Genomic DNA, 13,570 nt, shown 5'->3' on the forward strand with positions numbered 1-13,570 from the left:
TCCTACGGCAACTGGATTGCGAAAATTGCGCCGTCGCCGCACAAGCCGCCCGCCTCGCTCATCCCGTAGAGCGTGTTGTCGAGAATGATGACGTTGTCGATGGGGTTCGCGGCGTCGGGCGCGTTCTGGAAGTCGTAAATTCGGGAGTAGTTGTTGCCGCTCGTGTCGATTTGAAAAACTGTGCCGTTGCCCTTGTTGCCGCCCAGGCGCGTGGTGCCGTAAAGCGTGGTGCCGTTGAGCATCAACGAGCCGTAGGGATTTATGCCGTCGTTGGTCGAGGGATCGCCGAGGTTGTGCAGAATTGTGAAGTCGTTGCCGTTGGTGTGGATCGAAAAAATCACGCCGTTGCCGTATTTGCCGCCGTAGGTCGTCAAGCCGAACAGCGTCGAGTTGTATTGCACGAAAGTGCCGTGGTCGGTGGTCGCGCCGTTGTTCTTGTCGATGCAGTTGGGGGTGCTGTTACCCGGACAACTGAATTGGTGCAGCTTCTTGAATTTCCCGCTGCTCGTGTCGAAAGAGAAGATGACGCCGACGTCATCCTTGCCGCCGGCGCGCGTCATGCCGTAGAACGTCGTGCCGTTGGGGTCGAGGATGAGCTGGCCGTGCGGATCGGCGCCGTGGTTTCCGTCGAAGGAGTGCAGCCTGGTGTAGGTGCTGCTGGACGGGTCGAAGGAGAAGATCGTGCCGTCGCCGGTCGAGCCGCCGTGCTTGCCGCCCTGCGAGGTCATTCCGTATAGCAGGTCGCCGACGGCGACGAAGCAACTGTGCGGCTGATCGCCAACGTTGTTCTTGGTGCTCTTGGGAAAGTCGAACAGGGGCGGAGACGAGTAGCCAGTCCCGTCGTCATTGATGCTGAAGATGGTGCCGTTGTTGTGCTCGCCGCCGGTGAGAGTCGTGCCGTACAGGACTGTGCCGACCAGGGTCATCGCGTTGTGGCGCGGATCGTTGCCGTCGGTCTTGGCGCCGGTGAAGAAGTGATCGACAGCGTAATTCGACCCGTCGGGCATGATATGGAAAATCGTGCCGTCGCCGTTGCCTTGCGAGGTCGTGGTCGAAGTGCGGCCGAACAGCAGTCCCGTGCCGGCGACGTAGGTCAGCGAGCCCTTGGGGTCGGCGCCGTCGTCGATTTTGCATTGGCCGGCGGTGGGCCCGACGCCGAAGGAATAGAGCACGCTCTCGGTGCCGGTGGTGGCGGCCGCGGGAGAGCGGTCGTCGGTGCGTGCCGGCGCTGATATCAGCGATAGCGCAGCGGTAAGAGTCGCGACCGCGGCGAAGATGCATTTGCTATCGAATCGCATGCGAAAAAACATATTCGGGATTCCTTTTCCTTTTGAGCACCGGTCCAGTTCCAGTGTAAGCGAGCCGATTGAGCAAATCGATCCGGGACGGGGCGATCCCGCTAGGCGATCTTGTAGGTGACGAGCGCGTCGGCGATGAGGGCGCCGGACGCGTCGGCGATTTCGACGCTCAGGCTGGCGATGCGCTTGCCCATCCGCTTCACCCGGGCGCGGGCGATCAGGTCGGAATTCACGGCGAAGCCCGTGTAGTTCACCGTGATCGAGATGGTCGCGGTGCGCACGGTCTCGGCGAGAGACCATACCGCGGCGCATGCAGCAACGTCGGCCAGCGAGGCGATCGCGCCGCCGTGAACGGGAGCGGCACGGCCGCCCTCGTTGAGCAGGCGCAAGTCGAACGGCATCCGCACCAGCGCCGCGCCGTTGGCGGCGGATTCGATCTTCAGCCCGAGCATCGCGGCGAACGGTGCGCCTTCAAGCACGCGGACAAAGCGGCTTCGATCCTGGTCGGCCATTATTCTTGCAAACCAAGCGCGTCGGGCAGTTCCGCGAGGTCCGCGATGACGATGTCCGGCGCGGGAATTCCCTCGGGCAGCTGGCGATCGCGCGTGCGAATCCACGCCGAATGCATCCCGACGCCCTTGCTGCCCGCCACGTCGTCGAGCGGAGTATCGCCGACGAACAGGATATCGGCGGGCTCGAGTGCCATCAGGTCGAGAATTTTTTTGAAGATGAGCGGGTTGGGTTTTCGGTAGCCGGTGTCGGCCGAGATAATCACCGCGTCGAAGAGCTCGCGGATGCCGGTGTCATGCATGATGAGGTGGCCGGTCTCGGAATCGTCGAAGTTCGAGATCAAGCCGACGCGCAGGTGCCTGGCGATTCTTTTCATCGCGTCGATTCGCGGCGCCGGCGCCCAGGTGACCTCGCGCACCCGTCCCATGTGGATTTGGCGCAGACTTTCGGCCAGCGGCGCCGCCAGGTCTTCGCCGACGCCGAGCAGTTTGAGCGTGCGCGAGAAGCGCTCGAGGCAGGTAATCTCGATGGCGTCCGCCTTCGCTCGCTCGCTGAATATCTCGCTGTAAACCGACGCGTGCGCCTCCGCGAAGGCGTCAGGGTCGAAGCTTCCGCCCAGCGCCGTTTCCAGCGCGGAGAAGAGCAGGGGACTCGTGCTTCGAATTTCGCGCCCGCGCCATTGCATGACCGGCAGCGCTTCGACATTCCAGTTGACGAGCGTGTCGAACAAATCGATCACGACCGCCTTGTAACGATGCTCAGCCACGCGCGGTCAACGCTCCCGAAGTGCCGACGATTGCGGCGAGGTTCAACAGCAGCACGGTGCCATTGAGAAACACCGACATCCGGTGCAGCCGGTCGAACTCCGCCTTGCGGGCAGCGTCCGGATTTGGATCTTCATAGACGCTGCGGATGGCGTCGGCTCGCGGCAGAATGACCGTGCCGGCATAAAAGGTAATTCCGAGCGCGATTGCCAGCACGAGCGTGGTGGCGCCCCACCACATCCGCGGTCCGCGCACCGCCGTGAAATACACCGCGGGGATGAGGCTGACCGTTCCCGCGACATAGCCGAGCATGTAGTAGCGCGGGAAGATTACGCTGATCACCTGGCCGGCTTCGGCGGCCGGCAGATGCGTGAAAATTGCCGGCGCGGTGAAGAACGAGAAGAAAACAATTCCGCCAAGCCAGCATCCAAGTGCGGCCAGGTAGATCGACAAAATTAAAATCATTTGGCTGTCAGATTCCCTGTTGTTCGCCGGTCAGTTGAGCCAGCGGTTGGGCGCGCCGGGCAGCGGCTGGCGCTCGGAAAATCCACTGTTCACGCTGTGCCATGCGACGACGCGCGGCTCGCCGAACTGCCAGCACAGGAAAACAACTTCGTCGTCCGCGTCATAGGGAAAATCGATCAGCCCCAGGTCGATATCCTTGAGGATGCATCCGAACGATTCGATCTGGGCGGCGGCGTCGGCCATGTTGGTCGCGAACGATCGCAGCTCGGGGTAACGCCCGACGATTTCGCTCATCGTGCAATGCAAGATTGAGGGATCGGTCACCGACAATTCGTCGATCCGCGCGCGCAACGACGTCGCCTGCATCTGCAGTTGGCGCATCAGAATTTCCAGACGTGGAATCAGCTCGTTGGCTTCTTCCTCACTAAATAGCTTATCGAATCCGATATTAGGCAATGTTTCCTCATCAGTAGCGCGAGCCGGTCACCGTGATTAACTTGTTAGATAAGAGGTGACCTTGTCCGCCCCACGGCCATATATTACGGTGAAATTTGGGTTGTGTGGAAGGCGTGGCGGGGTTTGCCCCTACGAGGTTCGATTGGCCTATGGCAGATAAACCGAAAGGGGAAAAACGCTTCGAGATTGAAGAGGATCTGAGCAAGGCTGAGATTCCCGAGGTCCTGCCGGTGCTGCCGTTGCGCGGCATCGTGATCTTCCCGAGTCAGATTCATCCGTTCCTGGTTTCGCGGCCGTCGTCGCTCAAGTTGATCGAGGACTGCGGACAGACCTCGAAGGTTATCGCGCTGGCGGCGCAAAAGAACCCCGAAGACGAGCAGCCCGCGCCCGAGGGATTGTTCCAGCTCGGCACCGCGGTGCGCATCCTCAAGATGTTGCGCTATCCGGATCAGAGCGTGCGGGTGCTGGTGCAGGGATTGGCGCGAATCGAACTCGGCGAGTTCACTCAGCGCGAGCCGTACTTCCTGGCGCACGTGAAGCGGCTCAATGAGCCGGTTACCTCCGACCGGGAAATCGACGCGCTGCACGCGCATCTGGTGAGCCAGTTTACCAAGTTCGTCTCGCTGGTGCCGTACCTGCCCGACGAATTGCAGGTGATGGCGATGCAGGTGAAGGAGGCCAGCCGGCTTGCCGACATGGTCGCCTCTTACCTGAAGATTCCGATCGAAGAGGGGCAGGATCTCCTCGCGACGCTCGACGTTCGCGCGCGGCTGGAAAAGCTGATCGCGATTCTGGGCCGCGAGATCGAGATGCTCGAACTCGGCCATAAGATTCAGTCCCAGGTTCAGACCGAGCTCAACAAAAATCAGCGCGAGTATTACCTGCGCCAGCAGCTCAAGGCGATCCAGAAGGAACTGGGCGAGGGCGACGCGCGCACTTCCGAAGTCGAGGAGATCGAAAAGAAGATCGAAGAGGCGAAAATGTCGCCCGAGGCGCGCAAAGTCGCCGACAAGGAACTCGAGCGCCTCAAGATGATCCCGCCCGAGTCGGCGGAGCACACCGTGGTGCGCACCTATCTCGACTGGCTGGTCAGCCTGCCATGGGGTGTGTCGACCGAGGACAATCTCGACATTCGCCACGCGCGCCAGGTGCTTGACGAGGATCACTACGACCTCGAAAAAATCAAGGAACGCATCCTCGAGTTTCTCGCGGTGCGCAAGCTCAAGCACGACACCAAGGGACCTATCCTGTGCTTCGTCGGACCTCCGGGAACGGGCAAGACCTCGCTGGGCAAGTCGATCGCGCGCGCGCTCGGCCGCAAATTCGTGCGCCTGTCGCTCGGCGGCATCCGCGACGAGGCCGAGATTCGCGGCCATCGCCGCACTTACATCGGATCGCTGCCGGGCCGAATCATCCAGGGGCTTCGCAACGCGGGCTCGAACAATCCGTTGTTCATCCTCGACGAGGTGGACAAGCTCGGCATGGACTTCCGCGGCGACCCGGCGTCGGCGCTGCTCGAGGTGCTCGATCCGGAACAGAACAACACGTTTTCGGATCATTACCTGGACGTGCCGTTCGATCTTTCGAAAGTATTGTTCCTGACCACCGCCAACATGCTCGACCCGGTTCCGCACGCGCTGCGCGACCGGATGGAAGTGCTCGAGCTGCCGGGATACACCGAGGAAGAGAAGCTGCAAATCGTGCAGCGGCACCTGATCCCCAAGCAACTCAACGAGAACGGACTCGGCGATCAGAAGATCGAATTTTCCCAGGAGGCGCTGCAGGAGATTATCCACAGCTACACGCGCGAGGCCGGGCTCAGAAATCTCGAGCGCGAGATCGCGCGGGTCTGCCGCAAGATCGCGCGTTCGATAACCGAGGGAGAAACCGCGCCCGCGATCGTTTCCGGAGCCGACGTGCAACGCTACCTCGGCGCGCCGCGCTTCTTTTCCGAGGTCGCCGAACGCACGAACGAGCCGGGGGTTGCCACCGGGCTGGCATGGACGCCCAACGGCGGCGAGATAATGTTCATCGAGAGCACCCGGATGTCAGGGCAGAAAGGCCTCAACCTTACCGGCTCGCTCGGCGACGTGATGAAGGAATCGGCGCAGGCCGCGCTCTCTTACGTGCGCACCCACGCGGCGGAGCTGGGAATCGCGCCGGACTTTTTCGAAAAATCCGACATCCACGTCCACGTTCCCGCCGGAGCGATTCCCAAAGATGGGCCGTCGGGCGGCGTGACGATTGCAGCGTCGCTGGCGTCGTTGCTCAGCGGCCGGCCGGTGCGATCCGACGTCGCGATGACCGGCGAAATAACGCTGCGCGGCAAGGTGCTGCCGGTGGGCGGAATCAAGGAGAAGGTGCTCGCGGCAAGGCGCGCCGGGATCAAGACGATCATTCTGCCGCGCCGCAACGAGCGCGACCTCGAGGACATCCAGCCCGAAGTGCGCAAGGAGCTCGAAATGATTTTCGTCGATACCGTCGATGAGGTCATTCGGCACGCACTGCGCGACGGCGACGCCGTGCAGGCTGCCGTCGAGCCCGTGCCCGCTCCCGCGGCGGAGCCGGCGCCTGCGCCCGCGGCGGCGCCCACGCCGCCGGCGGCGCGGCGAACCGAGCGGACGGTGCTGAATTAATCAGGATATCGCGAGAAGCTCACCAATCAGCCCGGCATAATCTGGAAAATGATGCGCGCTGCGATGCTGGAACGGTCCAGCCGCGGCGCGTATGTTTTTGACGGCCATCGGGCCCGCGGAAAACTGGTCTCGTGAAGATAGCGATCGTTGCGGCGGAAGCCGCCCCTCACGCAAAAGCCGGCGGTCTCGCCGACGTGATCGGCGCGCTGCCGGGGGCATTGAAGGCGGCCGGCGAGGAACCGTCGCTGATCGTGCCCGGCTACGCTTCGATTGTGGACTGCGTCGAAGCTGCGCCGGTCTTGCGCGACATCACGATGCGATTGGGCGCCGGCGTCGAACGTTTTTCGGTGTTGCGCGCGGCCGATCCGCATGGCGTGCCGATGTACCTGATCGATCATCCCGGATTTTTCGGCCGGCGCGGAATCTATGGCGAGCAGGGCAAAGACTATCCCGACAACCTGCGGCGCTTTGTCTTCTTTGGCCGCGCGGCCGCGCTCGCAGCCGCGGAGATAGTCGCGCCGGACATAGTACATGCTCACGATTGGCATTCGGCGGCCGTGCCGATCGCGATGCGTGCCGACGCCGCGCTGCATCCCCGGTTCGAGAAGGCGCTTTCGATTTTCACGATTCACAATCTTGCATTCCAGGGGATCGGCACACGCGAGGACTTCGCGCTGCTGAATCTCGACGCGCGATATTTTTCGGTCGATTGCCTGGAATTTTACGGCCACTTGAATCTGATGAAGGGCGCTATCGTTATGTGCGACGGCGCGTCCACCGTGAGCCCCGCCTACGCGCACGAAATCACTACCGACCCCGAACTCGGCTTTGGACTGGAGGGAGTGCTTCGCGACAAGGGCGAAAATTTCGTCGGAATCCTCAACGGCGCCGACTACGACGAGTGGAATCCCGCCACCGACCGCGCAATCGCCGCGACTTACACGCCCGCGAAACCCGACGGCAAGCGTGCATGCGCGCGCGCGTTGCGCGATTCACTGGGTCTGCCGACCCGCAACGATTGGCCGATGGTCGGGATGGTCACCCGCATGACCGGGCAAAAAGGCGTCGACTTGCTCAAGGACGCGCTCGACGCCGTGATGCGCCTGGATTTGCAACTCGTCATGCTCGCGAGCGGCGATCCGGTGCTTGAGAAATTCTTCAAACGGGCCCAGGCACGCTACCCTGAAAAACTCCGGGCGATCATCGAGTTCAACGACCCGATCGCCCATCGAATCCAGGCTGGCAGCGACGCCTTCCTGATGCCGTCGCGATTCGAACCGTGCGGACTCACCCAGATGTACGCGCTGCGCTACGGCACGGTGCCCGTGGCGCGAGCCACCGGAGGACTGCGCGACACGGTAAGCGAGTTCGATCCCCGGCGCGCGACCGGCAACGGCTTCGTCTTCGACAAGTTCGACGCGGCTGAAATGGTCGCGGCGATGGGCAGGATGGTGGCGACGTTCAGGGATCGCACGACGTGGCGGCGTCTGATGCAAAATTGCTTTGCGTCGGACTTCTCGTGGGAACGGGCGGCGGGGCAATACCTCGCATGGTTCACGCGGCTGCGAAAAGTTCGCGGCCTCAGCTAGAATCCGGCCGTGGCAACCGCGCTTCGCGAATATCTCGTTTACGCCGACGGCTCCTGTCTCGGTAACCCGGGGCCGGGCGGATGGGGCGTAGTGATCCGCGATCCCGATGGCGTTGAGGCCGAACTCAACGGCCACGATCCTTTAACCACCAACAACCGGATGGAATTGATGGGCGCGATCGAGGGCCTGCGCGCGACCCAACGCGGCGCCCACGTTGTGGTCCGCAGTGACAGCAGGTACCTCGTCAATTCGATGACGCTTCATTACAAGCGCAACAAGAATCACGATTTGTGGAAACTGCTCGACGCCGAAGCGGCGGCGCGACACGTTCGATTCGAATGGGTTCGCGGACACGACACCGATCCGATCAATAACCGCGCCGATGAACTCGCCGTGATGGGTGCGAATGGCCGGCTGGTTGCCGATGGAGCGTTGCCGGAGAAGAAAAAGACGCGCGGTGCGGCGCGAGGATCGAAGACCGGCGACTCAGCCGCGGAGATCGAGCTCATGGGGCGGCTCAAGCCCGGCGAATCGATTCGCGAATGCGCGGGATGCGGCGCGAAGTTTGTAAGCCTCGGCGGCGGCGCCGAAAACGACTTCTGCTCGCACGCCCGCTGCCAGCTTGAAGCGCGCGGCCGCTGACGCGGTCGTTCTCGTTCTGCTGAATGGCGTTACCAGATCGATGGAACCAACGCGTCCGTCCCGCGTATGTAGGCGTCGTACTCTTCGCCAAATTGCGCGCGCATCTCGGCCTCTTCGGACTTCATTCGTCGATGCGCGAAAACGCCCCCGGCGATCAGCGTCAGGACCGCGGTGATTGGCGCTCCGTAGATCAGCGGCCATCCGAACGTTACCAAATATCTGCCCGCGTAGATCGGATGCCTGACGTAACGATAAAAGCCGCTCTTGACGAGCACCGGATGCCCGGCCGTCCTGCCCGAAGTGAAAAATCCGAGCTGAACGCGCGCGCCAAGCGCCAGCCACATCCCCCACAATGCAATCAGCAGTCCCAGCGCGCTGACCCATGCGGGCGCTGAGCCGCCATAAATGTAAGTGCGCTCAAACGGCGCCGCCGCAAACGTCACGAGGATTGGAAGCTGCACGGCGATCCGCTGGCTGAGTTCTTCGTGTGCGGAACTGTCCTCGGCGTCTTCGCGCACAATCAAATCGGCAAAGCGAAAGCCCGCGTATGCCGCCAGGTATGCGAGCACATAGCGATGCTCGGTGAAGTAGGAGGTGATCCCGAGTCCCATCGCGATCGCGCCGACGACGGCTATCAGTAAGATCGCCTCCTCCGCGAAGCGCAGCGCCAGGCTGCGGATGAAATGCGGATGCGCGCTGGGTGTGGCGGCGTCGGCGCTGGCGAGCAACGCGGTGGCCGGCTTCAATCCTCCGGTTGCCTTGCCGTTGGACTGGGGCGCGTCCTGATCCATTTCACTCGCCATCACGCCACTTTTGCAGATGCACTGAGAATGATCAAAGAGAGGCCGCGCGCAAGCCGATCCGCAGCGAGACAGGTGCAGCGGGCCGATTGCGCTGATTCGCGAAAAAGGAAATTTACCGCGAATCTCGAAAATCTATCAATTTGTACTCGCATTCTGCGATTTTCAATAAACCATTGAATTTGATGAGTTTTTACGACCTATCAAGCGGTGGTTGCAAACGGTCAGTTCGAACAGTTGTTGCTAAATCGAGAGTTTTTCTGATGGCACACAGGTTGCTTTACCCACATCAGTCACTGAACACGGGAGGACCTGAACATGAACGCAACGACCAACGAAGCAACCATCGCGGGAATCGCCAACGCCAACGAAGCGGCCGAATCCACCACCGGAGTCCGGTTCGCGCAAAACAGTCTGCTCAGCGAGCTGCCCGGCGTGGTGTTCGGTTTGATCACGCTCGGATACGTCGTCAGTTCGCTGCTGGCATTGGCCTGAAATCGTCCGACGGAATTTACGGGAGGAATTTGAAATGAACGCAACCACAACTGAACCAAGGCTCACGGGAATCGCATCGATCAACCAGGCGGCTGCCGTCAGCGATGTGACTCGGCTCGCACAGTACAACATGCTGAACGAAATCCCGGGCGCGATTTTCGGCATCATCACCGTCGTGTACATCGTGGGTTCGCTGCTCGCACTCGCGCACTAAATCATGGATTCCGTTCTTTCAGGGTCGCGCTTGGCCAGCGTCGCAAACGTGAGCGGGCGCCCGGAGGCTCGGGTTGCGCGGCCGGATTCGGCGCGCGCGGAAATGCGCGATGCGGTGGCGGGCTGGTCCAGCGTCCGCGATACCATCGTGAGCGCCACCCAGATGATCGCGGCCGCCAGCACGATCGTGAACCATGCCATCGCGCGAATTCGCCGCAGCATCGAGTTCAGCTGTTCGACGGTAAACGCCTCGCCGTCGCCGTGTGCGGCCACCTCTTCCTGCCGGCCGATTCTGAACGCCAGTCCGAAGGTGATGTAGGTCTGGATGAAGATGAGCACGAAGGCGAGCGCCAGCTTCAGCTCGAGCACCGAACCAATCCGCGCGAAGTAGTCGAACTTCATCGACGCTTTCAAGTCCGTCAGGCGCGTCGCGCCGCTAATCACAATAATTCCCAGCACCGCGATCGTGAACGGGTTGTAGAACTTGAACCCGGCGATCAGGCTCGAGCGCCGGGCCGCCTCGTTGGGCGCGGTCTCCGCCGCCGGAATAAGCATATAGATGACCGCGAACTGCGCGCCGACGTACGCAGCCATCGCGCACAGATGCAACCACGTCAGGAATTCGCCGCCGATCATCGCCAGGCTATTTTCCGCGGACCTTCATCGAGTCGGCGCAGGGCGAAGCTCGGCGTATGCGTGAAGTCATCGCCGGCCGGCTTCTTGCGCTTCGAGCCAGCGCTCCGCGTCGATCGCCGCCATGCATCCCGTGCCCGCGGCCGTGACCGCCTGCCGATACACACTGTCGGCGACGTCGCCGGCGGCGAACACGCCCTCGATGTTGGTGTAGGTCGATCCCGGTTTCACCTTCAGGTAGCCGACCTCGTCCATCGTGAGCTGGCCCTTGAAGAGCGAGGTGTTTGGCTGATGGCCGATCGCGACGAAGACGGCGTCGGTCTTCACGTCGGTGAGTACCCCGGTCTTGACATTTTTCAACCTGGCGCCGCTCACGCCGTCCTTCGGGTTGCCAAAAATCTCGTCGATTACCGAATCCCAGATGAACGCGATCTTCGGATTGTGGCGCGCGCGATCCTGCATGATCTTCGACGCACGCAACGCGTCGCGGCGATGCACGATGGTGGCTTTGGTGACGAACCTGGTCAGGAAGTTCGCTTCCTCGATCGCAGTATCTCCGCCGCCAATCACGAGCGCTTCCTTCTCTTTGAAGAATGCGCCGTCGCAGGTGGCGCATGCGCTCACCCCGTAACCCATCAAGCGTTTTTCCGATTCGATTCCGAGCAGCTTTGCCGACGCGCCGGTCGAAATGATCACGGCCTCGGCCTTGACCAGCTTGCCGTCCACCACCAGCTCGAAAGGCCGCTTGCCCAGGCGCGCCTCGGTCACTGCTCCGGTCATGAAACGCGTGCCGAAGCGAGTCACCTGGCGCCGGAACACGTCCATCATCTCGGGGCCTTGGATGCCGTGCTCGAAGCCGGGATAGTTCTCGACCTCGGTGGTGATGGTGAGCTGGCCGCCGGGTTCATTTCCTTCGATCAGGAGCGGGCTGAGATTGGCGCGCGCGGTATAGAGCGCCGCAGTTAGTCCGGCGGGACCGGAACCGAGGATTACGACCTTGTTGATTTCGTCAGCCATTTAATCTGTCCTGAGCAATACTTTGAGATGTTTTGTTGAACTGGAGTCATGAGTTTATTGTATATTCGCGGGCGGTCAACATAAGCTCTAATCACTTCCTTCAATGGCGGGCAAGAAACAATCCCAAAAGCCGAGCGCCGTCGCCACGCGCCTGACGCATCTTGATGCCCGCGGGCGAATCCGGATGGTCGATGTCGGCACAAAACCGGTAACCCGGCGCGAGGCGATCGCACGCGGCCAAATCCGGATGGCGCCGGCGACCCTGCAAGCTATCGTCGGCGGGAAACTCAAAAAGGGCGAGGCGCTGGCAGCGGCGCGCATCGCGGGAATAATGGCGGCGAAACGCACCCATGAGATGATTCCGCTCTGCCATCAGATCCCGCTCGAAGTCGTCGAAATCGATTTCAGGCCCGATCCCGCCGGCTCCTCGATCCAAATCCAGGCGCGCACCGTCACCGACGCGCGTACCGGCGTCGAGATGGAAGCGATGGTCGCGGTGACTGCGGCGGCATTGACGATTTACGACATGGCCAAGGCAATCGATCGCGCGATGGAAATCGGCGGAGTCCGGCTGGTCGCAAAACGCGGCGGCCGCAGCGGCGACTTCACCCGCGCCGGCGAGCCGCCATGGCCGGCGCATTGAGCGCGCCGATCGCGCCAATCGCGCGCGCAGTCCTCAAGCGCGGCCGGGAAGGACCGGTCCGCGGCGGCAATCCGTGGATCTTCTCGCAAGCGGTCGAGCGGATTGAACCGCCTTCGATCGAAGCCGGCGCTCCCGTCACCGTGCACGACGCCTCGGGCGTGCTGCTCGGCATGGGTTACTGCAATCCGGCGACGACGATCGCAATCCGGATGCTTGCGTGGGGAGAGGCGCCCCCAATCGAAGAACTGGTTGCGCGCCGGCTCAGCGGCGCACTTGAACTTCGCCGCCGTTTCATCCGCGACGATACGAATTCGTACCGCCTCGTCAACGGTGACGGCGATGGGCTGTCGGGCGTGGTCGTCGATCGGTTCGGCGACGTGCTGGTCGTGCAAATCCTGACCGCCGGCACGGACCGGATGCGCGCGACGATTGTCGCCGCGCTCAGCGATCTGCTTCATCCGCGCTCTATCATCGAACGAAGCCACGGCGCGGTGAGAAAGCAGGAAGGCCTCGACGACCACGCCGCGGTTTTAGCCGGCGAAGCTGTGACCGGGACGATCGCGGCCGAGAACGGAATTAAACTCAAGATAGATTTCGAGCACGGGCAGAAGACCGGTTATTTTCTGGATCAACGCGATAACCGCGCGATGGCGGGCCGGATCGCGTCCGGGGCGCGGGTGCTCGACGCGTTCTGCTACCAGGGTGGATTCTCGATGGCGGCGATTGCGGGCGGCGCCGCGCGGATCGTCGCCGTCGATACCTCTGCGCGGGCGCTCGAAATCGCGCGGCAAAATCTCGAACTGAACGAGTACCCCGCCGGCGCCGTCGAGTTCGTTCACGGCGAAGCGGGCAAGTTCATGGCCGAGACGGCCGAGCGCTTCGATCTGATCGTGCTCGATCCGCCGCCGCTGGCGCGCAGCCGAGGCGATGCGGACCGGGCGGGGCGGCTATACGTGGAACTCAACTCGGTGGCGATGCGGGCGCTGGCGCCGGGCGGACGTCTGATGACGTTTTCGTGCTCGACGCATTTCCGCGCCGAGGATTTCGTCCGTGCGGTGCGATTTTCCGCATCCAACGCCGGGCGCAAGCTTCGCTTGCTTGCGCATCTGGGGCCCGGCCCGGACCATCCTGTGCTGCTCGGTCACAGCGAGGGCGAGTACCTGACCGGCCTGTTGCTGTCGGATCTGTAATTCGCGGATCCCACCGTGGCAGGGGTGACCCCTGCACCCAGTGTTAAGGCCGCGCTCCGTTGTCGCGCGCGGCCCCTGCCAACGGCTTAATACTGCGCTGCCGTCGCCACGGCCAGGGGTAACCCCTGCACTTTAGTAAGAAGAGAAGATGCTGGCTTCGCCCTGTTAGAACTTTTTTTGTGTCATTCTTGAGCGGAGCGAAGAATCCCGGATCTTAGC

At 62.2% G+C, this 13,570-nt stretch carries 15 protein-coding genes; 7 read left to right on the plus strand and 8 right to left on the minus strand.

Annotation, left to right across the window (positions count from 1 at the left end; genetic code table 11):
• Positions 1 to 2 precede the first annotated feature (2 nt).
• From ABSB13_RS00160 to ABSB13_RS00180, 5 genes are all read right to left on the minus strand, one after another.
• Complete coding sequence (locus ABSB13_RS00160) at positions 3 to 1,310, minus strand: choice-of-anchor tandem repeat GloVer-containing protein (RefSeq protein ID WP_428104385.1); 1,308 nt, start codon at positions 1,308 to 1,310, stop codon at positions 3 to 5.
• An 89-nt stretch (positions 1,311 to 1,399) separates the two neighbouring features.
• Positions 1,400 to 1,810, minus strand: a complete 411-nt coding sequence (locus ABSB13_RS00165) for a PaaI family thioesterase (protein ID WP_428104387.1) — start codon at positions 1,808 to 1,810, stop codon at positions 1,400 to 1,402.
• Positions 1,810 to 2,574: an HAD family hydrolase gene (locus ABSB13_RS00170; RefSeq protein ID WP_428104389.1), complete on the minus strand. Its 765-nt coding sequence runs from the start codon at positions 2,572 to 2,574 to the stop codon at positions 1,810 to 1,812. The genes ABSB13_RS00165 and ABSB13_RS00170 overlap by 1 nt, the downstream gene beginning before the upstream one ends.
• Positions 2,567 to 3,037: a DUF4149 domain-containing protein gene (locus ABSB13_RS00175; protein WP_428104391.1), complete on the minus strand. Its 471-nt coding sequence runs from the start codon at positions 3,035 to 3,037 to the stop codon at positions 2,567 to 2,569. The genes ABSB13_RS00170 and ABSB13_RS00175 overlap by 8 nt, the downstream gene beginning before the upstream one ends.
• Positions 3,038 to 3,067: 30 nt before the next feature.
• Positions 3,068 to 3,493 (minus strand): DUF2203 domain-containing protein, encoded by a 426-nt coding sequence (locus tag ABSB13_RS00180; protein ID WP_424673227.1) that lies wholly within the window; start codon positions 3,491 to 3,493, stop codon positions 3,068 to 3,070.
• Between the two features lie 149 nt (positions 3,494 to 3,642).
• On the opposite strand from ABSB13_RS00180, the gene lon reads away from it, so the two are divergent.
• From lon to ABSB13_RS00195, 3 genes are all read left to right on the plus strand, one after another.
• The gene (gene lon / locus ABSB13_RS00185) at positions 3,643 to 6,129 is read left to right on the plus strand and encodes an endopeptidase La (protein WP_428104393.1); all 2,487 of its coding nucleotides are present in this window, start codon (positions 3,643 to 3,645) and stop codon (positions 6,127 to 6,129) included.
• A 131-nt stretch (positions 6,130 to 6,260) separates the two neighbouring features.
• On the plus strand, positions 6,261 to 7,718 hold the full coding sequence (gene glgA / locus ABSB13_RS00190; protein WP_428104395.1) for a glycogen synthase GlgA: 1,458 nt from the start codon (positions 6,261 to 6,263) through the stop codon (positions 7,716 to 7,718).
• A 9-nt stretch (positions 7,719 to 7,727) separates the two neighbouring features.
• On the plus strand, positions 7,728 to 8,360 hold the full coding sequence (locus tag ABSB13_RS00195) for a ribonuclease H family protein (RefSeq protein WP_428104397.1): 633 nt from the start codon (positions 7,728 to 7,730) through the stop codon (positions 8,358 to 8,360).
• Positions 8,361 to 8,389: 29 nt separating this feature from the next.
• Here the strand turns inward: ABSB13_RS00195 and ABSB13_RS00200 are convergent, their stop codons facing one another.
• Positions 8,390 to 9,163, minus strand: a complete 774-nt coding sequence (locus tag ABSB13_RS00200) for a methyltransferase family protein (protein ID WP_428104399.1) — start codon at positions 9,161 to 9,163, stop codon at positions 8,390 to 8,392.
• A gap of 315 nt (positions 9,164 to 9,478) precedes the next feature.
• Here ABSB13_RS00200 and ABSB13_RS00205 point away from each other — a divergent pair, with 315 nt between their 5' ends.
• Together ABSB13_RS00205 and ABSB13_RS00210 are read left to right on the plus strand one after the other, a co-directional pair.
• On the plus strand, positions 9,479 to 9,655 hold the full coding sequence (locus ABSB13_RS00205; protein WP_428104401.1) for a hypothetical protein: 177 nt from the start codon (positions 9,479 to 9,481) through the stop codon (positions 9,653 to 9,655).
• Positions 9,656 to 9,689: 34 nt separating this feature from the next.
• Positions 9,690 to 9,869 carry a hypothetical protein gene (locus ABSB13_RS00210; RefSeq protein WP_424673233.1) on the plus strand — a complete coding sequence of 60 codons (180 nt, stop codon included), beginning with the start codon at positions 9,690 to 9,692 and terminating at the stop codon, positions 9,867 to 9,869.
• On the opposite strand, the gene ABSB13_RS00215 is transcribed toward ABSB13_RS00210, so the two are convergent.
• Positions 9,866 to 10,504 carry a hypothetical protein gene (locus tag ABSB13_RS00215; protein ID WP_428104403.1) on the minus strand — a complete coding sequence of 213 codons (639 nt, stop codon included), beginning with the start codon at positions 10,502 to 10,504 and terminating at the stop codon, positions 9,866 to 9,868. The two genes, ABSB13_RS00210 and ABSB13_RS00215, sit on opposite strands and share 4 nt — an antisense overlap.
• A 66-nt stretch (positions 10,505 to 10,570) precedes the next feature.
• The gene (trxB, locus tag ABSB13_RS00220; RefSeq protein WP_428104405.1) at positions 10,571 to 11,518 is read right to left on the minus strand and encodes a thioredoxin-disulfide reductase; all 948 of its coding nucleotides are present in this window, start codon (positions 11,516 to 11,518) and stop codon (positions 10,571 to 10,573) included.
• A 103-nt stretch (positions 11,519 to 11,621) separates the two neighbouring features.
• On the opposite strand from trxB, the gene moaC reads away from it, so the two are divergent.
• Both moaC and ABSB13_RS00230 read left to right on the plus strand, forming a co-directional pair.
• The gene (gene moaC / locus ABSB13_RS00225; RefSeq protein WP_428104407.1) at positions 11,622 to 12,161 is read left to right on the plus strand and encodes a cyclic pyranopterin monophosphate synthase MoaC; all 540 of its coding nucleotides are present in this window, start codon (positions 11,622 to 11,624) and stop codon (positions 12,159 to 12,161) included.
• Positions 12,146 to 13,351, plus strand: a complete 1,206-nt coding sequence (locus ABSB13_RS00230) for a class I SAM-dependent rRNA methyltransferase (protein WP_428104409.1) — start codon at positions 12,146 to 12,148, stop codon at positions 13,349 to 13,351. The genes moaC and ABSB13_RS00230 overlap by 16 nt, the downstream gene beginning before the upstream one ends.
• Positions 13,352 to 13,570: the final 219 nt, after the last annotated feature.

Source organism: Binatus sp. (SeqCode) (assembly GCF_050013435.1).
In the GTDB taxonomy this organism is placed as follows: Bacteria; Desulfobacterota; Binatia; order Binatales; family Binataceae; genus Binatus.